The 20658-nt window shown below is 26.4% G+C and carries 22 protein-coding genes and 1 tRNA gene; 14 read left to right on the top strand and 9 right to left on the bottom strand.

Annotated elements, in window-relative coordinates:
* Nucleotides 1-50 precede the first annotated feature (50 nt).
* The 4 genes from AMN95_RS01060 to AMN95_RS01045 are packed head-to-tail and all read left to right on the top strand — an operon-like array spanning nucleotide 51 to nucleotide 4096.
* Entirely contained in the window at nucleotides 51-2534 is a 2484-nt protein-coding gene (locus AMN95_RS01060) for a helicase-related protein (protein ID WP_082256647.1), read from the top strand.
* Nucleotides 2534-2935, top strand: coding sequence for a tellurite resistance TerB family protein (locus tag AMN95_RS01055; protein ID WP_075522158.1), 402 nt, complete (start codon nucleotides 2534-2536; stop codon nucleotides 2933-2935). The genes AMN95_RS01060 and AMN95_RS01055 overlap by 1 nt, the downstream gene beginning before the upstream one ends.
* Complete coding sequence (gene fdxA, locus AMN95_RS01050; protein WP_075522157.1) at nucleotides 2935-3261, top strand: ferredoxin FdxA; 327 nt, start codon at nucleotides 2935-2937, stop codon at nucleotides 3259-3261. The genes AMN95_RS01055 and fdxA overlap by 1 nt, the downstream gene beginning before the upstream one ends.
* Complete coding sequence (locus tag AMN95_RS01045) at nucleotides 3218-4096, top strand: CarD family transcriptional regulator (protein WP_075522156.1); 879 nt, start codon at nucleotides 3218-3220, stop codon at nucleotides 4094-4096. Before fdxA ends, AMN95_RS01045 begins: the two co-directional genes overlap by 44 nt.
* 343 nt (nucleotides 4097-4439) lie before the next feature.
* Here AMN95_RS01045 and AMN95_RS01040 read toward each other — a convergent pair whose 3' ends face one another.
* Both AMN95_RS01040 and AMN95_RS01035 read right to left on the bottom strand, forming a co-directional pair.
* Nucleotides 4440-6173 (bottom strand): AMP-dependent synthetase/ligase, encoded by a 1734-nt coding sequence (locus AMN95_RS01040; RefSeq protein WP_075522155.1) that lies wholly within the window; start codon nucleotides 6171-6173, stop codon nucleotides 4440-4442.
* 4 nt (nucleotides 6174-6177) lie between these two features.
* Nucleotides 6178-6262 (bottom strand) — tRNA-Leu (locus AMN95_RS01035).
* A gap of 59 nt (nucleotides 6263-6321) precedes the next feature.
* On the opposite strand from AMN95_RS01035, the gene AMN95_RS01030 reads away from it, so the two are divergent.
* The 3 genes from AMN95_RS01030 to AMN95_RS01020 are packed head-to-tail and all read left to right on the top strand — an operon-like array spanning nucleotide 6322 to nucleotide 7919.
* Nucleotides 6322-6915, top strand: a complete 594-nt coding sequence (locus tag AMN95_RS01030; protein ID WP_075522154.1) for a YqaA family protein — start codon at nucleotides 6322-6324, stop codon at nucleotides 6913-6915.
* 4 nt (nucleotides 6916-6919) lie between these two features.
* Nucleotides 6920-7408 carry a disulfide bond formation protein B gene (locus tag AMN95_RS01025; protein WP_075522153.1) on the top strand — a complete coding sequence of 163 codons (489 nt, stop codon included), beginning with the start codon at nucleotides 6920-6922 and terminating at the stop codon, nucleotides 7406-7408.
* On the top strand, nucleotides 7389-7919 hold the full coding sequence (locus tag AMN95_RS01020) for a demethoxyubiquinone hydroxylase family protein (RefSeq protein ID WP_075522152.1): 531 nt from the start codon (nucleotides 7389-7391) through the stop codon (nucleotides 7917-7919). The genes AMN95_RS01025 and AMN95_RS01020 overlap by 20 nt, the downstream gene beginning before the upstream one ends.
* Before the next feature lie 5 nt (nucleotides 7920-7924).
* On the opposite strand, the gene AMN95_RS01015 is transcribed toward AMN95_RS01020, so the two are convergent.
* Both AMN95_RS01015 and AMN95_RS01010 read right to left on the bottom strand, forming a co-directional pair.
* A complete protein-coding gene (locus AMN95_RS01015; protein ID WP_075522151.1) occupies nucleotides 7925-8494 on the bottom strand; it encodes an HNH endonuclease in 570 nt (189 codons plus the stop codon).
* Between the two features lie 42 nt (nucleotides 8495-8536).
* The gene (locus tag AMN95_RS01010) at nucleotides 8537-9193 is read right to left on the bottom strand and encodes an alpha/beta hydrolase (protein WP_075522150.1); all 657 of its coding nucleotides are present in this window, start codon (nucleotides 9191-9193) and stop codon (nucleotides 8537-8539) included.
* A 49-nt stretch (nucleotides 9194-9242) separates the two neighbouring features.
* Between AMN95_RS01010 and AMN95_RS01005 the strand changes: the two genes are divergently transcribed.
* Nucleotides 9243-9446, top strand: a complete 204-nt coding sequence (locus AMN95_RS01005; RefSeq protein WP_075522149.1) for a twin transmembrane helix small protein — start codon at nucleotides 9243-9245, stop codon at nucleotides 9444-9446.
* On the opposite strand, the gene AMN95_RS01000 is transcribed toward AMN95_RS01005, so the two are convergent.
* Nucleotides 9443-9952: a TlpA family protein disulfide reductase gene (locus AMN95_RS01000; protein WP_075522180.1), complete on the bottom strand. Its 510-nt coding sequence runs from the start codon at nucleotides 9950-9952 to the stop codon at nucleotides 9443-9445. The genes AMN95_RS01005 and AMN95_RS01000 overlap by 4 nt on opposite strands.
* 24 nt (nucleotides 9953-9976) lie before the next feature.
* On the opposite strand from AMN95_RS01000, the gene argH reads away from it, so the two are divergent.
* The 3 genes from argH to AMN95_RS00985 all read left to right on the top strand — a co-directional run bounded on the left by argH (nucleotide 9977) and on the right by AMN95_RS00985 (nucleotide 13418).
* Nucleotides 9977-11365 carry an argininosuccinate lyase gene (gene argH / locus AMN95_RS00995; protein ID WP_075522148.1) on the top strand — a complete coding sequence of 463 codons (1389 nt, stop codon included), beginning with the start codon at nucleotides 9977-9979 and terminating at the stop codon, nucleotides 11363-11365.
* Nucleotides 11366-11492: 127 nt separating this feature from the next.
* Nucleotides 11493-12707: a diaminopimelate decarboxylase gene (gene lysA / locus AMN95_RS00990; protein WP_075522147.1), complete on the top strand. Its 1215-nt coding sequence runs from the start codon at nucleotides 11493-11495 to the stop codon at nucleotides 12705-12707.
* A gap of 9 nt (nucleotides 12708-12716) precedes the next feature.
* On the top strand, nucleotides 12717-13418 hold the full coding sequence (locus AMN95_RS00985) for a lysophospholipid acyltransferase family protein (protein ID WP_075522146.1): 702 nt from the start codon (nucleotides 12717-12719) through the stop codon (nucleotides 13416-13418).
* Here AMN95_RS00985 and dnaN read toward each other — a convergent pair.
* From dnaN to mutM, 4 genes are all read right to left on the bottom strand, one after another.
* On the bottom strand, nucleotides 13415-14527 hold the full coding sequence (dnaN, locus tag AMN95_RS00980) for a DNA polymerase III subunit beta (RefSeq protein ID WP_075522145.1): 1113 nt from the start codon (nucleotides 14525-14527) through the stop codon (nucleotides 13415-13417). The genes AMN95_RS00985 and dnaN overlap by 4 nt on opposite strands.
* A complete protein-coding gene (dnaA, locus tag AMN95_RS00975; RefSeq protein ID WP_075522144.1) occupies nucleotides 14517-15938 on the bottom strand; it encodes a chromosomal replication initiator protein DnaA in 1422 nt (473 codons plus the stop codon). The genes dnaN and dnaA overlap by 11 nt, the downstream gene beginning before the upstream one ends.
* 268 nt (nucleotides 15939-16206) lie before the next feature.
* Nucleotides 16207-16467: a 30S ribosomal protein S20 gene (gene rpsT, locus AMN95_RS00970; protein WP_075522179.1), complete on the bottom strand. Its 261-nt coding sequence runs from the start codon at nucleotides 16465-16467 to the stop codon at nucleotides 16207-16209.
* Between the two features lie 50 nt (nucleotides 16468-16517).
* Nucleotides 16518-17381, bottom strand: coding sequence for a bifunctional DNA-formamidopyrimidine glycosylase/DNA-(apurinic or apyrimidinic site) lyase (gene mutM / locus AMN95_RS00965; RefSeq protein ID WP_075522143.1), 864 nt, complete (start codon nucleotides 17379-17381; stop codon nucleotides 16518-16520).
* Between the two features lie 31 nt (nucleotides 17382-17412).
* Between mutM and ubiE the strand changes: the two genes are divergently transcribed.
* From ubiE to coaBC, 3 genes are read left to right on the top strand one after another with little or no spacing between them, the layout of a single operon-like run.
* Nucleotides 17413-18117 (top strand): bifunctional demethylmenaquinone methyltransferase/2-methoxy-6-polyprenyl-1,4-benzoquinol methylase UbiE, encoded by a 705-nt coding sequence (gene ubiE, locus AMN95_RS00960; protein WP_075522142.1) that lies wholly within the window; start codon nucleotides 17413-17415, stop codon nucleotides 18115-18117.
* Nucleotides 18117-19685: a 2-polyprenylphenol 6-hydroxylase gene (gene ubiB, locus AMN95_RS00955; protein WP_075522141.1), complete on the top strand. Its 1569-nt coding sequence runs from the start codon at nucleotides 18117-18119 to the stop codon at nucleotides 19683-19685. Before ubiE ends, ubiB begins: the two co-directional genes overlap by 1 nt.
* A gap of 8 nt (nucleotides 19686-19693) precedes the next feature.
* Entirely contained in the window at nucleotides 19694-20608 is a 915-nt protein-coding gene (coaBC, locus tag AMN95_RS00950) for a bifunctional phosphopantothenoylcysteine decarboxylase/phosphopantothenate--cysteine ligase CoaBC (protein ID WP_075522140.1), read from the top strand.
* The last annotated feature ends 50 nt before the right edge of the window (nucleotides 20609-20658 follow it).

The following is a 20658-nucleotide window of genomic DNA, read 5'->3' as shown; positions in this document are numbered from 1 at the left end:
ATAAACAACAATATCTTGTAGGTAACAAAAAAAATATACCAAAGATAGAAATGAATAAAAACAAAATTACAGCTGTTTTAGGACCAACGAATACCGGCAAAACCCACCTAGCGATTGAAACTATGTTGTCTTTTGATAGCGGAATGATTGGATTTCCTTTAAGACTTTTAGCCAGAGAAGTCTACGATAAAATAATAAATAGAGTTAATAAAAACAATGTTGCATTAATAACTGGAGAAGAAAAAATAATTCCAAGCAATGCAAAATATTTTTTATGTACAGTTGAATCTATGCCAATAGATAAATCTTTAGATTTTGTAGGTGTAGATGAAATTCAAATGTGCGCAGATCACGAAAGAGGCCATATTTTTACAGACAGACTTCTAAATTTAAGAGGCAGCAAATTAACAATGTTAATGGGATCTTACACTATAAAAAATATTTTATTAAAATTAGATGATGACATTGAGTTCATTAATAGGAAAAGACTTTCAAAACTAACATATAGTGGCCATAAAAAAATATCTAGGATTGATAGAAAAACAGCAATTATAGCTTTCTCAGCTGAAGAAGTGTATGCAATAGCAGAATTAATTAGAAGACAGAAAGGAGGAGCAGCGATTGTAATGGGATCGCTAAGTCCTAAAACTAGGAACGCTCAAGTCAATTTATATCAATCAGGAGATGTAGATTTTTTAGTCGCTACAGATGCAATTGGTATGGGTATTAACATGGATATAGACTCCGTTTATTTTTCTAATTTAAAAAAATTTGATGGAAGAAAATTAAGAAGACTAAACTTATCAGAAGTAGGACAAATTGCTGGTAGAGCTGGACGATATCTCAATAATGGCAATTTTGGTATAACTGGCGATTGCAAAGAAATAAATCCTGAGGAAGTGGATTTATTAGAAAATCATAAGTTCGAGGAAATTAAAACTTTATTTTGGAGAAATGCAAATCTAAATTTTAGCAATCCAAAAAGTTTAATAAAATCATTAGATGAAAAGCCACAACAAGATTGGTTGAGAAAAATAAGTGAATGTGAGGATGAAAAAGCCATTAAATATTTTTTAGGAAATAAAAATCTTGAAAATATAAATTTTGATAAAGATATGCTCAGTTTGCTTTGGGAGTGTTGTCAAATACCTGATTTTGTAAAAAAAACTTATGGCAACCATTATGAAGTAATTGAAAATGTATTTAAATTCCTTATTGGCAAAAAAGGTAAAATTACCAATGAGTATATGAGGTTACAGCTCATAAAATTAGATAAATTAGACGGAAATGTAGATTCTTTATCAAATAGAATTGCAAATGTAAGAACTTGGTCTTATGTTTCAAATAAAAATAATTGGATTGAAAATCAAGAATATTGGAAAGAAAAAACAAAATTATTAGAAGATAGACTTTCAGATCGACTTCATGAAGAACTTACAAAAACATTTATTGACAAAAGGGCGAGTATACTTGCAAGAGGATTAAAACAGGATATGGAATTTAAAACAGAAATATTTGAAAATAATGATGTCAAAATAGATGATCAATTTATAGGTAAAATTAATGGATTAAAACTTGAGTTAGATCTTAAAAAAGGTGCATTAGAAACTGATATTAAGTCGCTTAAAAAAGCTGCGAGACAAACAATAGGTCCAGAACTTGAAAAAAGAATACAAAATATAATTGATACTGGTTTAATAGATCTTAATGATGATTTTAAAATTTATTGGAACAAATTTGCAATTGGAAGACTTGCTCCTGGTAATGATTATTTAAGTCCAAATTTTGATTTAATTGTTGATGATATTATTGATCAAAATCAAAGGCAAAAGTTAAATTTATTTATAAATAAATGGTTAAAGAATAAAATTAACACTGTTTTGCAAAGCTTGATTGATTTAAAAAATTTAAAAGAAAAAAATTCTTCAATTAAAGCTTTATCTTATCAGCTGTATGAAAATAATGGAGTTTTAAAAAGAGATAATGTTAATGATTACCTTAAAAACTTAGGACAAAATGAGAGAAAAATTTTAAGAAATTTAGGTGTAAAGTTTGGAAGATATCATGTTTTTTTATATAAATTGATTAAACCTGAAACTGTAAAATTGAGAACTTTACTATGGAAAAATTACCATCAAAAATATTTTAAGCTTAAGCCTCCTACTTTTGGACTTAATTTTATTGAGGATAATGAAGGGAAAAATAAAAATTTTATGTTACTTTGTGGTTTTGAAAAATTTGATAATTATTTTGTAAGGATTGATATTTTGGAGAGATTATTTGTTCAAATAATTAACTCTAATTCAGAGCAAAAGAAAGAAATTAAATTAGTACCTGAAATGTTAAACCTCTTGGGGTGTAATAAGGATAATTTTAAAAAACTTATTCAAAAAATGAATTACAAAATTATTGAAAAAAATAATGACATTTTCATTCAATATGTGCCAAAAAAAAGATCAAAAAAATTTTATAATAAAAAAATTAATAACGAAAATCCTTTTCGTATATTAAAAAATTTAAATTGGAATAATTAATGATTTTTAAAAAAGAAAACAATGATTATTATATCAAAATAGCAGCTTTATTAATCCATGCTGCAAAAATAGATGAAGATTACTCTTCTGAAGAACAAGAAATAATAAAAAAAACATTAGTTGAACTTGGATTAAATAATGAAGATCTAGAAATTTTTATGATAAAAGCAAAAAAAATGGAGGAAAATTCAAATCAAATCCTCGAATTTACTAGAGAAGTTAAAAATCTTGCAGAATCAGATAAAATAAAAATTATTAAATCACTTTGGAGGATAATCTACTCTAATAATAACGCTGATATTTATGAAACAAATTTAATGCGAAGACTTTCAGGGTTGCTTTATATAGATAGTAAGACTATGGGAGATATCAAAAAGGATATAATTAAAGAAAACTCTTAATGACCTATATAGTAAATGACAAATGTATAAAGTGTAAGTTAATGGACTGTGTGGAAGTTTGTCCAGTAGATTGCTTTTATGAAGGTAAAAATATGCTTGTAATTAAACCGGATGAGTGTATAGATTGTGGCGTTTGTGAACCTGAATGTCCAGTTGATGCAATTACTGCTGATACTGAGCCAGGTAGCGAAAAATGGTTGGAAATCAATAAACAATATTCTGAAATCTGGCCAAATATAAGTGAAAAAAAAGATCCCCCACCGGATCACGAAAATTATAAAAATGAGCAAAATAAGTTTGAAAAGTATTTTAAAGAAAACCTTTAAAAAAAAGAGCTCCAAAAAAGATACAAAAAAAACTTCCAAGAAAAAAATAACAAAAATTAAAAAAGTAAAAAAAAAAATACTAAAAAAAACAGTTAAAAAAATTTCCAAAAAAAATATATCAAAAATTAAGAAAACAGAAAAAACAAATAAAAATCAAGAGCAAAAAACTGATAATCTAAGAATTCCAAAAAGTAATGAAATAAAACCAGAAATTAAAAAAGTAAAAAAACAAGAATCTGAAAAAAAAGAGTATAAAGTAAAAGATTACGTTGTTTATCCAAAACATGGTGTGGGCCAAATTACTGAATTTAAAAAGATTAATATTGGTGGCATAGATGTAGAGACTTATGTAATTAAGTTTGAAAAAGATAAAGCGAATGGAATGGTTCCAGTAAATAAGCAATCACATTTACGTTCGTTAGCAACAATCAATCAAGTAAACAAATGTATATCGATTTTAAAAAGTAAACCTAAGATCAAAAGATCTATGTGGAGCAGAAGAGCACAAGAATATGAGGCTAAAATATCGTCTGGGAAAATTTATGAGTTAGCTGAAGTAGTTAGAGATTTAAATAAAGGTGATGATCTAATGGTCGATCAATCATATAGTGAACGACAATTGTTTGAAAAAGCTTACGAAAGAATTCTTTCAGAATTTCAAATAATTTTAGGTATATCTAATGAAGATACGCAAAAAAAACTTGATAAAGCATTAAAAAGAAATTTGGTTAATGCTCAACCGGCTACTCCAACAACTCCTAAAACTCCCTCGACTGACCTTCCAAGTGAAGAACCAATTAGTGATGTTGATGAGGCAGATCCTGTAGATGATTAAAAAAAACGCCTCTCACACAAAATGTTATGAGAAGCGTTTTTTATAAAGAATACTAAGTGTTTATCTTCTTCTTCTTTTTTTAGCTTTTTTCTTAGCTTTTTTCTTAGCCTTCTTTGCTTTTTTTCTTCTCTTAGGCATCTTTAGCTCCCTTTTTAGTTAAACGAATCAATTTGATTCGTTATTAACTTATTTTTATTTTTTTAAACAAGTTATGTCAATTCTTTATTTTAATTAATAAAAACATAAAAAAAAATTAAATATAAAAAAATAAATATAAAAATATTTTTTATTATTATTAAAAAAGTTAGTGTTTATGCGCTTTATAATCAAATATTTAAATTAATTAATAAAGTTTTTCTAAATCTTCTTTGTATTTTTGTAAAATTTTTTTTCTTTTAAGTTTTAAAGTAGGAGTTAACATTCCATTTTCAATTGTAAATTCCTCTTTAATTAATTTAAATTTTTTTACTCTTTCCACTAAAGACAGACTTTTATTTAAATTTTCTAAATAAATTTCAATTTCTTTTCGATTTTTATCAACTTCACTTACAATTAAAGCAACTAAATAAGTTTTTTTATCACCATAAACAAAACTTTGCTTAATTTTTTCATTAAGACAAAGTAAATTTTCGATTTTTGTTGGTGAAATATTCTCTCCACCAAGGTTAACTATAATTTCTTTCTTTCTGTCAGTTATTTTTAAGTTTCCTTCTTGAGTGATTTCACCTATATCTCCAGTGTGTAACCATCCATTTTTGATTACCTCATCTGTCTCTTGTTTCATATTCCAATAACCAAGCATGAGGTTTTCACCTTTTACAAGTATTTCACCATCAGCAGCAATCCTCACTTCATTAGTTTTGAAAGGTGGACCTACAGTTTCAATCTTAATTTTTCCTGGGATATTACAACTTACAACTGGAGAGGTCTCTGTTAAGCCATAACCTTGTAAAGTAGGTAATCCTATCGAGTTTAAGAATTCACCTATTTTTTTGTCTAATGCACCTCCTCCAGAGACAAAAGCTTTCAAATTACCTCCAAATTGATTTCTAACTTTTTTCCTAACTAATTTTTCACATAAATAATTGAGTAACTTTTCCTTAAAATTCAGTTTTTCTTGATTTAAATTTTTAGTTCCAAGTAAAATAGTCTTATCTATTAATTTTTTTTTTAATCCCTGCTGTTTTGAAAAATTTAAATAAATTTTACTATACAAGTTTTGATAAAATCTTGGAACAGCAGTCATAATGGTTGGTTGTGCAATAGCCATATTCGGTAATAATTTTTCTAGACTTTCGGCATAATAAACTTTTGCTCTGAACAATATTTGAACGTATTGAACAGTGTGCTCATAAGAGTGAGATAAAGGAAGCCAAGTCAAAAAGACAGGTATTTCATCTTTGACTAATGAGTTCAAAATTTCTTGTGCACCCTCACAGTTTGATAAAATCCCTCCATGGCTCAACATTACACCTTTAGGATTACCTGTTGTTCCAGATGTATAAATTATACAAGCTAGATTATTTCTCTTTATATCTTTGTTATATGATTTTTTCTCTTTCTCGCTTTCTTTAATATTATCAGAAAAATTTTTTTGAAAGATTTCATTAAAATGAACTATATTTTGATTTAATAGATCTATAGAAATAATAATTGTCTCATCTTTAATAAAATCTTTAATTTTTCTGAATTGGTTATCATTTGAAATAATGCAAACTTTCGGTTTACAATCGTTAATAATATATTTGTAATCATTTTCTGAATAAGTTGTAAAAAGTGGAACCGTCACCCCTCCAGCATTCATTATCGAAATATCAGAAATCAGCCACTCAGGTCGATTTTCTGATAACAAAATACACCTATCACCCTTAGATATTATACTTTTTAAATATTCTGATAAAACTGTGATTTTATTATTAACAACTCCCCATGAGTAAGAAAATAATTTATTACCTTTGTTTTTCTCTTTAAGAGAAACTAAAAAAGTATCATCAATATTTTTTGAATTACTTAAAATTATTTCTTCATATTTCTTAAAAAAAAGTTCAACAAGACTATTTATTTGTTTTAGTTCCATAAATTGGTGGGCGAAGAGAGAATCGAACTCTCACTTCTTGCGAAACACGATTTTGAGTCGTGCGCGTCTACCAGTTCCGCCATTCGCCCTTATTAGTTTAATTATTTATTAAATAGTATAAGAACTAAAATTATAATAAAACCAAAAAATGTTTAATACTCTATATAAAAAGTGTTTAAATCTAGCAGCACATAAAAATTCTAAATATTATTTAGCGTTAGTTTCATTTATTGAAAGTTCTGTTTTTCCCATTCCACCAGATGTAATGATAGTGCCTATGGTAATCTCCAAAAAAAAAGAGTTTATAAAAATATTTTTAATTACTACAATATTTTCTGTTTTGGGAGGTATATTAGGATATTTTATTGGTGCTTTCTTCTTTGATATATCAATGCAAATTATGAGTTTTTATGGTTATGAGGATAAAATGGCTGATCTAAAAAACAATCTATTAAATTCTCAAGGTTTTTACGCTTGGCTAGGAATTCTTTTTTTAGCTGGTTTTACACCTCTACCTTACAAAGTCTTTACTATTGCAAGTGGTTTAATTAGTTTTAACATTTTAACTTTTATTTTTATAAGTTTTATTTCAAGAGGATTACGTTTTTTTATAGTATCTTATCTTTCTTATAAATTTGGTAATCTTTTTACAGAATTTATGGATAAATATGGATCTAAATGGTTTACAGTTATTGGTATATTAATTGTTCTAATAGGAGTTATAATTTATTTACTATTATAAATTAATGCTTAAAAATAAAATACAAATTTACCTAAATATCATTTTATTTATTAGTTTCGTATCAATAATTTCAGCTTTTTTTATAGAATACATTTTAGGACATCAACCTTGTAATTTATGCTTAATGCAAAGAATCCCTTATGTGTTAACTATATTTTTGATAATTACAAAATTATTGTTTAAAAAAAAAGAACAATTTATTATTTTATTATTAATCATAACATTCTCTTTTTCTTTTATTCTATCTTTTTATCACTTTGGTATTGAACAGGGTTTTTTTGAAGAATCATCAGTTTGTGGACTTAAAAATATATCTGATATTATTACCAAAGAAGAAATATTAAATCAGCTAAAAGATAAAATTGTAAGCTGCAAAGATGTGACATTTAGAATTTTTGGATTTTCATTAACTTCATTTAATATGGTAATAAGTTTAGTTTTATTAATTTTATTAACAAAAATATTTGTAAATTATGAAAAGCTCAAAAAATAGAATAGAGGAATTCATTAGAGTGGATCACGCCGGTGAACGAGGAGCTGTAAAAATTTATGAAGGACAGCTACTTGCACTAAATACCCTCATCAAAGATGAAAATCTGAAAAAAACAATTGAAGAAATGAAAGTTCATGAAAAAGAACATTGTGATTTTTTTGAGAAGGAAATAAAAAAAAGAAAAATCAAACCTACAAAATTTCTTCCATTGTGGGATTTATTAGGTGTTAGCTTAGGTTTTGGCTCAACTTTATTAGGAAAAAAAGCTGCTATGTTGTGTACAGCATCTGTTGAGGAAGTAATCGATAAACATTATCAAAGTCAAATTGATCAATTAGACTCTAACGAAAAAGAATTAAAAAAAAAAATTGTTAAATTTAGAGAAGATGAACTTCATCATAAAGATATTGCTTATGAAAAAGGTGCAACAAAAAAAGGCTTTTACTTTGTAATGGATAAAATTATTAAAACTGGATCAAAGATTGCAATTAATATTTCTGAAAAAATTTAATAAAATTAAGACTCCAATTCAACATCCCAGTAAAGATAGTCCATCCAACTTTTGTGCAAATAATTAGGTGGAAAATGTTTACCATTTTTATGTAAGTCTTCTGTTGAAGGTTGATAAGGATATTGATGTAGTTTCATTCCTGAAACCTTCAGCAATTTTCCCCCTTTTTTAACGTTACAATTTGAGCATGCAGTCACAACATTATCCCAATTCGTTTCTCCTCCTTTAGATCTAGGAAGCAAATGATCAAAAGTTAATTCTTCTTTACTGCCACAATATTGGCAAGAAAACCTATCTCTTAAAAAAACATTAAATCGTGTAAAGCTTGGTTTGGTTTGAGGAACTATGTAACTTTTAAGTGCAATTACACTTGGAAGTTTCATTTCGAAAGAGGGGCTTCTAATTTTTCTATCGTAATTACTAACTATGATTACTCTATCTAAAAAAACTGATTTTATTGCATCTTGCCATGACCATAAAGAAAGTGGATAGTAACTTAAAGGTCTGTAATCAGCATTTAATACAAGAGCTGGACACTTCTCTAAGGATACATTTTGTTCAATTAATTCGTTCATTTAATAAATCTTATATCAATTAAATTATGATATCAATATTTCTCAAATAGTTAATTTTTTTAACATATAGTTTAAAGCTATACTAGATGCATCAATAGGGATATGGTGTCCACAATTTCTAATAAGGTGCGACTCCACATCAATTTTTTCCCTTAAAAGAAAATCCTTTGCTTCAAGTAAATGAGTAGGTGAAACTATATCATCTTGATCTCCATGAATTAATAAGATGCTAGTATTATTTTTTTTTCTTTGTTTTAAATCGTTTAAGTCAATAATTTTTCCAGAAAATCCTAAAATACTATTGAATTTTTTTGATGCTGTTAGGCCAACATTAATTGACATCATGCAACCTTGACTAAAACCAGACAAGATAATTCTATTATTATCAAGACTATATTTTCTTTTAATTTCATCTAGAAACTTATTAAGTTTTTTTTCTGCCTTCATACATTGTTCTAATATATATTTAGGATCATCTAATGATAGATCGAACCATTGATAGCCTCCGGGATTAATTGAGCATACTTCATGTCCATTTGGACATATAAATATTGTATTTGGCATGTATCGTTTCCAATTCAAAGAGAGCATGCTTATATCTTTACCGTCTCCTCCATATCCGTGGAGCAATACTACAATACTGTTAATATCTTCACTTTTCTCAGGTTTTATAATTGTGCTATCAAGACAAAATGTCATAATAAATTTAATTTGTTTTTTATTTTAAAAAACACTTTACAATATAAATATGTTTACAGGAATATTTGTTAAAGTTTTATCTATAACTCTTTTAATTGCCGTAGGAGTAGTATTGATTCTTGGGATTGGAACTTTATTTAAAGGAGGAAACGCAAGCAAAAAATATTCTAATAAATTAATGCAACTTAGAGTTCTTTTGCAATTTTTAGCAATTATAATTCTTGTAGCTTTTGCCTATTTTTTCAAAGATTAATTATACTGTTTAATCCAATTCAAAAAATTTTCATCTGTAAAATCAATTGAGCCAATTACTCTAGCAAATTCTTTATTCTCTTTATTAAATAAAATAGTTGTTGGAACACCTCTTAAATTAAATTTTTTTGCAAGCGTCATAGGGTTATCAAAATAAATATCTAAATTTTTTATACCAAGATCCTCGAAAAATATTCTCGATTTTCTCAAATTGTCCTTACCAATATTTACTGGAAATATTACTAAATCTTTTAAATTTGGATTAATCTTTAAAGCATCTAAAGATGGCATTTCTTCTTTACAAGGTGCACACCAAGTGGCCCAGAAATTGATTAATACCAATTTACCCTTATAATCAGCTAAATTAGTTATTTTTCTGTTTGAGTCCAAAAAAGAAATATCTTCATACACTTTATATTCTTTATTAATAACTAAATTTTTAATTTTTGGTGGTTCTACTGCCTTTGCATTTGCAATAAGAAATATAAAAATTATTAAAAATCTCATATTTAATATGTATAAGTAATTATCATGGCTAAAAATAAAAACAACCAAGCAATATGGAGCACTAGAATTAAAGATGTATCATCTATTTTTCAAAAAGTGGGAAGCTCAATAGATATTGATAAAAGATTATATAAAGAGGACATTCTCGGATCAATTGCTCATGTTGATATGTTGTTTAAACAAAAAATTATATCTTTTAAAATTAAGAATAAGATTATTTATGGACTTCAGAAAATAGAAAAAGAAATAGTTAAAAAAAAATTTATATTTAATAAAAAACATGAAGATATTCATATGAATATAGAAAAAAGACTTTTTGAGATTATTGGAGAGGATGCGGGATATATTCACACTGCAAGATCAAGAAATGACCAAGTAATCACTGATTTAAAAATTTGGATTAAAAATTCAAACAAAGAAATTGTAATTAATTTAAACAAGATTATTAAGTCAACACTTAAAATTGCAGAAAAAAATGTTGAAACAATTATGCCAGGTTTTACCCATCTTAAAAATGCTCAACCAATATCTTTAGCCCACTACTTTATGGCATACATTGAAATGTTTCGAAGAGATAAAAAAAGATTTAATAATAATTTAGAAAATTTAAATGAGTCTCCTTTAGGAGTAGCTGCTCTTTCAGGAACATCTTTTAATATTGATAGAAATTATACTGCAAAAAGATTAGGTTTTAATAATCCTACAAATAACTCTATAGACACAGTTTCAGATAGAGATTTTGTTCTAGATTTTCTTTTTAGTATATCTGTATGCTCAATGCATATTTCAAGAATTGCGGAAGAGCTAATTATTTGGAACTCAGAGGGATATAATTTAATTAATCTTTCAGATAAAGTTGTTACTGGATCATCAATAATGCCACAAAAAAAAAATCCAGATTTATTAGAATTTTTAAGAGGAAAAACTGGAACAGCTTTTGGGAATTTATTTTCAATGCTTACAATATTAAAAGGGCTGCCTTTATCTTATTTTAAAGATTTACAAGAGGACAAAGAATTAATTTTTAAATCTAATGATACACTTATCAATTGTTTAAAAATATTGGATGAAATTTTAAAAAATTTTTCACCAAATAAAAAAAAGATGTATGAATTGGCTGACTCTGGCTTCATTACTGCCACAGATTTAGCAGATTATTTAGTAAGAAATCATTCAATGTCTTTTAGAGAAGCATATCAAAAAACTGCTGAAATTGTAAATTTAGCTGAAAAGAAAAAAAAGAAACTCCGAGAGCTAAAATTAGAAGATTTAAAAAAAATTGAACCAAACTTAACAACTGAAGTGCTTAAAATATTTATTTTAAAAAATTCAGTAAATTCTAAAAAATCTTACGGAGGAACATCTTTTGAAAATATTAAAAGGATGATATTCAAATATAAAAAAAACTTATGAGAAAATTATTTTTAATTTTTATAGTCTCAATTCTTCTACTTGTTTCTTGTGGTAAGAAAGGAGATCCTGTTTTTAATGAGAAGGTTCAAAACTTAGATAGATATAGCAACCAGAATATTTTTATAATATGATTTATAAAAAAAATAAATTAATTTTTGACAATTTTGATATTAGGTATCTTGGTAAAAAATTTAAAACTCCAATATATTGCTATTCGCTAAAAACTATCAAAAATAATATCTTAAATTTAAAAAAAAACTTTAAAAAAATAAAACCCTTATTTTGTTATGCAGTCAAAGCAAATGCAAACTTAGCTATTCTAAAAGAGTTGAAGAATAATGACTTAGGAGCTGATGTCGTTTCACAAGGTGAACTTATGAAGGCCCTTAAGGCAGGTATCAACCCAAAAAAAATTGTTTTTTCAGGAGTTGGTAAAACTGAGGGTGAAATTGAATATGCAATTCTTAAAAATATATTGTTGATAAACGCAGAGTCTAAAAGTGAAATTTTGACAATAGAAAAAATTGCAAAATCAAAAAAAAAAAAAATTGATATCGGTATTAGACTGAATCCGAATACAGATGCACAAACATTAAGTCAAATTTCTACAGGAAAAAAAGAGAATAAATTTGGTGTAGATGAAAAAACATTTATTAAATTAGTAAATTATGCAAAAAATTCAAAAAATTTAAATCTTAAATGCCTAAGTGTTCACATAGGTAGTCAAATTCTTAATTATAAACCTTATAAAAATATGCTTTCAGTTGTGAATAGAACTATAAAAAAGACTAATTACAAATTTGAATATGTTGATTTAGGTGGAGGCATTGGAATAGACTATAGCCATCGAAATTTAAAATTAAATTTAAAAAAATACTCCTTAAGCATTGATAAGTTTTTAAAAAAAAATAATTGTAAAATTATTTTTGAACCAGGCAGATCAATTGTTGGCGATTCAGGAATTTTAATAACTAAAGTAATTTATATCAAAGAGGGTTATAAAAAAGATTTTATAATTTTGGATGCAGCAATGAATGATTTAATGAGACCAGCGTTATATGGTGCTGAACATAAAGTAATGCCATATATAAAAACTGGTAGGTTATCAAAAAAAACTTACGAATTTGTAGGTCCAATTTGTGAGAGCACAGATAGATTTTCTACAGTTAAAAAGTTTCAAAAATTAAATGAAAAAGACTTTTTAGTAATATGTGATGTAGGTGCGTACGGAACTTCGTTAGCTTCAAACTATAACTTAAGAGCAAAACCAATTGAAATATTAATCAAAGGATCAAAGATTCAAGTTATTAATAAAAGACAAAAAATATCTGAGTTGATATAAAATTTATTAATGTTTAGAAATCTATTATTTTCTTGTATTTTTTTTTCAGGAATAATTTTTATATCATTAATATTTTTACCCTCTTTAATTCTGCCACAAAAATTTGTAATAGTCGGAGGCAAATTAATGGGTTACTGGGCAAGTTTTTGTTTAAAAATTATTTTATGTGTAAAAGTAAAAGTTCATGGTATAGAAAATATTAACACTAATAAAAAATTCTTTATTGCTTCTTCTCATCAATCAATGTTTGAAACTTTTTATCTTCAAACAATTTTTAATTCTCCCATTTTTGTTTTGAAAAAAGAATTACTTTACATCCCAATATTTGGCTGGTATCTGAAAAAAATTGGCTCAATTTCTATTAATAGAAATAAAATTACTAAAGATAATTTAAGTTTTTTTGATAATATAAAAAAAGTTTTGGAAAAAACTGATAGACCATTAGTAATTTTTCCACAAGGTACAAGAGTAAATCCAGAGGAAAGAACAACTTTTAAAAAAGGAGTTGGCAGAATCTATGATGAATTAAAAGTATCATGCCAGCCAGTTGCTATTAACTCAGGTCATGTATGGCCAAAAACAGGTTATAAAAAATCCAATAAAGAAATAAATATTTCCATTTTACCTCTTATAGATTACGGAATAGAAAAAGATAAGTTTGTAGATGATTTACAAAATCAAATTTATAGTGAACTAGACAAATTTAATTAGCCCTTCATAGGCATAACAACATAAATACTATCATAATCACCTGGATCTTTTATCAAAGCAGGTGATCCTGTATCATTAAAAAAAATTTCAATTTTTTTTCCATCTAGTTGAGAGGCTACATCGATTAAATATCTTGAATTAAAACTTATCTCCAAATCATGTTCAAACGTAACACTTAAAGTTTCATTTCCATCACCACTGTTTGTATTGTTTACTGAAAGATTAAGAGAATCTTTGGTCATTTTGAATTTTACACCATCTTTTTTATCTAATGATACTGATGCAACTCGATCAACAGATCCTAAAAATAACTTAAGATCTATTTCTAATTTTTTTTGATTATTTTTTGGAATGACTTGAATATAATTTGGAAACTTACCATCTATCAATTTCGAAATTAAAATACTATTATCCAGTTCAAATTTTATTTTTGATTTGAGGTTTGATATTTTTACATTTCCTTCATAATTATCTAGTAATGATACAAGCTGGTAAACTGTTTTTTTTGGTAAAATTATAGGGTCAAAATTAATTTTTTGATCTAGTCTTATCTTTGAAATAGACATTCTGTGACTATCAGTTGCTACTGCAGTAAGGTAATGTTTATTTTCTACCTCGGTTTGATGAAAATATATTCCACTTAAATAATGTCTTGTTTCATCATTAGAAACTGAGAATTTACATTTATTTAAAAGTTTTAAAAGACTTTTTGAATTTAAAGAAAATTCATTATCGTTAAAATTTTCATCTGTTAATGGAAATTCTGATGAACTAATACAATTAAGATTAAAAATTGACTTTTCAGACTCCAGCTGTAACTTATTTGTTGCTGACAAAGATAAATTTATTTTATTTCCTGAATTAAATTTTCGCACAATATCATACATAATTGATGAAGTTGTCGTAGTTTTTCCCTCCTCAATAATTTCAATATTCTTAATTTTATGAATAAAAATTAAATCAAGGTCTGTAGCTGTGATTGTCAGATGCGTATTATTTACATCTAGCAAAACATTTGAGAGAATTTGCAGAGTACTTCTTTTTTCAATAATCCCTTGGCAATAATTTAAAGCTTGCTGTAAATCCTGTTGATTAACGTTAAATCTCATTATCTCTATTACTATATAATATTTGATTTTTGAGTTTATTTATATTTTCTACCATTTCTGGATTTTTTTCTTTAAGTTTTTCAATAGTTTTTACAGAGTGAATTATTGTAGTATGGTCACGATTTGAAAACTCTCGACCTATTTCAGGTAATGACTTTGAAGTTAGTATTTTTGTAAGGTATATAGCAGTTTGACGTGGTCTTACCAAGTATCTTGATCTTCTAGATGACAACATTTCATTTTTGCTTATCTTAAAAAACTTACAAACCAATGTTTGAATTAGATCAATAGTAACCTTATTTTCTGACATATTTAATAAATCTTTTAAAATGATTTTTACCTCTGAAAGATTAGGTGTTTTATTATAAATTCTCGAAAATGAAATTATTCTATTAATTGATCCTATTAGTTCTCTAATACTGGCGGTTATTTCTGTGCTAATATAATCTTTTATTTCTTCAGAAATCTTTACCTTATCAGAATAAAATTTATTTAGTTCATCAGTTTTTTGTTCAACTATTTTTTTTCTCAATTCTAAATCTGGCCTTTGGATATCAACAACTAAACCACCTGAAAATCTAGATTTTATTCTTTCTTGAATTCTAGCTAATTTATTTGGTGCACGATCTGCTGAAACTATTATTTGTGATCCTTTATCTAATAATGCATTAAATGTATGAAAAAACTCCTCTTGCATAGCCTCTTTTCCATTCATAAACTGGATATCATCAATCAATAAAATATCTGTGTTTCTGAAATAATCTTTAAATCTAACCATATCATTTGATTTAATTGATTTGACAAATTGATACATAAATCTCTCAGCAGAAATAAACATAACTTTATTATTTTTTTTTAATTCCAATCCTATTGCATTTAGCAAATGAGTTTTACCCATGCCCACTCCACCATATATGTATAACGGATTATAATGCGAAATATTTTCTGATACTTTTAGTGAGGCTTCATAGGCAAGTCTGTTACTAGAACCTGTAAGAAAATTATCAAGTCTTTTGTTTGAATCTATCCTGTTGTATTGAAGATAAGAGTCTTTGATAAAAGATACGTTTTCTTTATTGTTAAAATTATTTAAATTATTTCTAATTTCTGGATTATTAATCAAATTTTTTTCATCTATTTTGAATTCGATTCGAATTATATCTTTTTTAAAGCTTTTTATGATTTGTAAAATTTGATCTAAATACCTTGAAGTAATCCAATCTCTTATAAATCTAGTGGGAACTTCTAATATAATATAATTATTAAACTCTTCTATAAAATTTATCTTTTTTAACCAGCTCTCATAGATTTCTATGCCTAATTTATTTTTCATCTGAGCTTGAACAAAATTCCAATCTAATTTCTCAACCTTTGAATTTTTTAAATTTTTATTTGTAAAGATATTATTCATAATTAAGGAAGTCTCTCAGTTAAAACCATATTGATATGTTTGCAAGAAATAATTCTTTGTATTCAAAAAAAAATGTAATCTAGGATTGTGTAAATTTTTTTTTAAATTAAAAATTTTTTTTAAGACAAATTCTGCAATCAGTTATTGTAAAATTTTTAATTGAATCAAATAAATTTATTTATTTACTAAATCTAAATGTAGTTAAACCTCTTTAGATTAATATACATAATGCGTATCATTAAAGTTGAATCAACTACAGGTGTTAAACTTAAAGTGAAGATATCTTCTTTGTAATCCTAGAAACGTTTCTTGATGCATTCTGTTTTTTAATTATACCAGTCTTTGCAATCTTCATCAGTTCAGAATTCAATTTTGGCAAGAATTTTAGCGCTTCTTGCTTCTTTTTATTCTCAATTAAAAGTTTCATTTTTTTAAGAGCAATTTTATATCTGCTTTTTCTTACTTTATTTACTGCTGTCTGCTTAGAAATTCTTCTAATTCTCTTAATTGCTGATTTTGTATTAGCCATATGCGCAGGGGTATAGCTTGAGAATTTATGTCGGTCAATCAAATAATTGTTTAAATTTGACAAGAATTACAAAAAAAAATTGATCTATTTCCAATTCTTTTTTTTATGATTTTACCTCTACAACTAAATCTTTTACAAGTTAGTCCCTCTCTCTGATAAACTTTAAAATTATCTTGAAAACCACCTTTATCACCCTCTGTATTTTTAAAATCCTTGATACTAGATCCACCTTTATTGATAGCTTCACTCAGAATTTTTTTTGAATTAATTATAATTTGATTAAAATTCTCCTTGTTAAGAAATTTTATTTTTTTATAAGGTTTAATTCGACATAAGAATAAAATTTCATTAGCATAAATATTTCCAATACCGGAAACAAATTTTTGATCAATTAATAAGTCTCTTATTTTTTTATTTTTACCTTTTGAATATTGATAAAAATAATTTAAATCAAATTTTTTGTTAAATGGTTCAGGCCCTAAGTGAGCAAACTTCTTTTCTAAATCACTAAAACTTGTGATAATTTGAAAAAAACCAAATCTTCTTGGGTCGTTGTAAATAATTCTAAATTTATTAAAAATTAATTCAACGTGATTATGTTTTTCTGGTAAAAATGGAGAATGATAAAAACTTAAATTAGATTTATATTTTTTGTCGTTATTTTTGATGAAATGTATAGTCCCAGACATTCCTAAATGAATCAAACAGTATTGATTATTTGGAAAATTAATGATCAAATATTTAGAAAATCTAGATACATTTTTTACAATTTTGTTCTCAATAAACTTTCCAAAATTATTAGGAATTTTGATTCTCAAATTCTTATTTCTAATAATAACTTTTTTTACCTTTTTTTTACTAATTTTTTTATTCAAGGATTGTCTTACTATTTCTACTTCTGGTAATTCTGGCATTTGATACTATATTGATTGTATAAAATTATTTATGCAACAATATCTTCAAAACAAAAAAGGCTTAGTTCAAGGCATATTTGATCGTGTTTACAGTAAATATGATCTAATGAATGATTTTATGTCTATGGGTATACATAGAATATGGAAGAAAAATTTGATTGATATGATGAATCCCTCTTTGAATAACAATCTAATTGATGTGGGGTGTGGCACGGGTGATATTGGAAAATTATTTTTAGATAATACCAAAAAAAATTTGTCAATCACATGTGTTGATCCAAATAAGGGCATGATAACTAAGGGAAAAGAAAAGTTATATAATTATAAAAATATTAAATGGGTAATTGCCTCAGCAGAAAAACTACCTATTTCTAATAATTCATTTGATTATTACACAATTAGTTTTGGATTGAGAAATACCAAGGATATTAACAAAGCATTATCTGAAGCTTATAGAGTTTTAAAACCTGGTGGTCGATTTTTATGTTTAGAATTTTCAAAAATTGAAAATTCAAATTTAAATTTTATTTATAATAACTATTCAAAATTAATCCCGATTATTGGAAATATTATTGTAGGTGAAAAAGAACCATATGAATATTTAATCAAAAGTATTAAGAACTTTGTTAATCAAGAAGAGTTAATTAATTTAATGCAAAAAAACAGCTTTAAGAAATGTACATATCGAAATTTGTCTGGCGGAATCGTATCAATTCATAGTGGTTGGAAATATTAATGATTAGAAAGCTATTCACGTTATTAAAACTTGGAAGAAAAGTAGCTAAATCTGATATACTAAAGATTACCTCCAAGTTTCATCGTCCGCCCTTAGTTATAAAAATTTTATTTAAAATTTTATCTTTTTCATTTTCTCGAACACAACAAGCTCTTACTAGTCAAGATGAAGGTGAAAGATTATCAAGTGCATTGGAGGGCATGGGAACAACTTTTATCAAACTTGGACAATTTTTAGCTACTCGACCAGATATAATTGGGGAAGAGTTATCAAAAAAATTAGAAAACTTACAAGATAAGCTGCCGCCTTTCTCAATTAATCAAGCAAAAGAAATAATCAGAAAAGACTTAGGTGAAAATACTTTCAACTCAATTATTAATTTAAGTGAACCAGTAGCTGCAGCATCAATAGCTCAAGTTCATAAAGCGCAAATAGATGATAACGGTACTCTTAAAGATGTAGCAATAAAAATTTTAAGACCAGACATCAAAAAGATTTTTAATGAAGAAATTGATGCCATGATGCTATTTGCTTTTTTAGTTGAATCATTAATTAAAAAAACGCGAAGATTAAAACTTGTGGAAGTAGTTTTTTTACTTAAAGAAATAACTAATTTAGAAATGGATTTAAGATTTGAGGCTGCAGCTGCAAATGAATACGCACAAAATACAAAAAACGACGTAGGTTTTCGCGTTCCTGAAATTTATTGGAATTTCACAAGCGAAAACGTTATGACACTTGATTGGATTGATGGTGTATCCATTAGAGAAACAGAGGAGCTTAAGAAACGAAATATAGATACAAGTAAAATAGCTGAAGATATTATTCAAAATTTTTTAAGACATGCAGTAAGAGATGGTTTCTTTCATGCTGATATGCATCAAGGTAATATTTTTGTAGATAATAATGGTCAAATTGTTCCTATAGATTTTGGAATAATGGGAAGACTAGATAAAATGAGTAAAAGATTTTTAGCTGAAATATTATTTGGGTTTATACAAAGAGACTATAAAAAAGTTGCTGAAGTCCATTTAATTGCAGGATTAGTACCTAAAAATGTTCCAATTGATGATTTAGCTCAAGCCTTGAGGTCAATAGGTGAGCCCATTTTTGGGCAAGCAGTAAAAGATATATCTGGGGGAAAACTCTTAAAACAATTATTTGATGTAACAGAAAAATTTAACATGCAAACTCAACCACAGTTATTGATGCTACAAAAAACTATGGTGGTTGTTGAGGGAGTCGCAAGAAAACTCAATCCAAATACAAATATCTGGACCACCTCAAAACCAGTTTTAGAAAACTGGTTAAAAGAAACAAAAGATCCACTCAACACAATAAGTGAAACAATTCAAAGTACATCTGAAGTAATTAAACGATTGCCAGAATTTCCTGAAATTATGGATAAAGCTAATCAAGCTTTAACATATCTAGCAAGTGGACAAATACCTCAAAATTCAAATTCTTACACTGCTTTAAATGATAAAAAATCAGAAATGACTGCATTCAGAAATCAGTCAATAATTGGGATATTAATTGTTGTAATTATAGGCTTATTAGTATTTTAATTTGTAAAATGAAAAACTTAGAAAACAAAAAAATTTTATTGATTATCTGTGGAGGTATTGCGGCCTATAAAAGTCTTGAAACAATAAGAATCTTAAAAAAAAATGGTTGTAAAATTAAAACAATCTTGACTAAAAATGCAAAAGAATTTGTAACACCGTTATCAGTTACCTCATTATCACAAGGAAAAGTTTACGATGAACTTTTTAATGCAGAAAATGAAAATGAAATGGACCATATATCTTTATCTAGATGGGCAGATTTAGTTCTAGTACAACCAGCAACAGCAAATACAATTGCAAAACTTGCTAATGGCTCATCTGAGGATTTAGCCTCAACTGTAATTCTGGCATCAAATAAACCTATATTTTTAGCTCCTGCTATGAATGTGCGAATGTGGGAACACCCTTCTATTAAAGAAAATTTAAAAATTTTAAAATCATATTCGTACAAAATAATTGGACCAGAAATTGGTGAAATGGCTTGTGGTGAATATGGTGAAGGAAAAATGACTGAGCCAGAAGATATAATAAAGATATTGAATGATTATTTATTTAATTTAAATAATAATAAAAAATATCGAGCGCTTGTTACTGCTGGTCCAACTCATGAGTATATAGATCCTGTAAGATTTATAACAAATAAATCTAGTGGAAAACAAGGATATGAAATTGCAAAATCTTTTTTAAGAAATGGCTTTCAAACTACGTTAATATCTGGGCCTACTAACCTTAAAATTGATGAAGAAATCAATCTAATCAAGGTTGAAACTGCTGAGGAAATGTTTAAAGAGACACAAAAAAATTTACCTGTAGACGTAGCTGTTTTTTCAGCTGCAGTCTCAGATTTTAAAGTTACTGAGAAAAAAAATATTAAAATAAAAAAAAAAGAAGAATTTACATTAAAATTTGAAAAAAAATGTTGATATCTTGAATTATGTTTCTAATCACAATTCATTAAGACCAAAATTGGTTA

Source organism: Candidatus Pelagibacter communis (genome assembly GCF_001180185.1).
Classification (GTDB): domain Bacteria; phylum Pseudomonadota; class Alphaproteobacteria; order Pelagibacterales; family Pelagibacteraceae; genus Pelagibacter; species Pelagibacter ubique_F.
The sequence above is the reverse complement of the archived record's forward strand: the minus strand, read 5'-3'. Positions and strand labels throughout refer to the sequence as shown.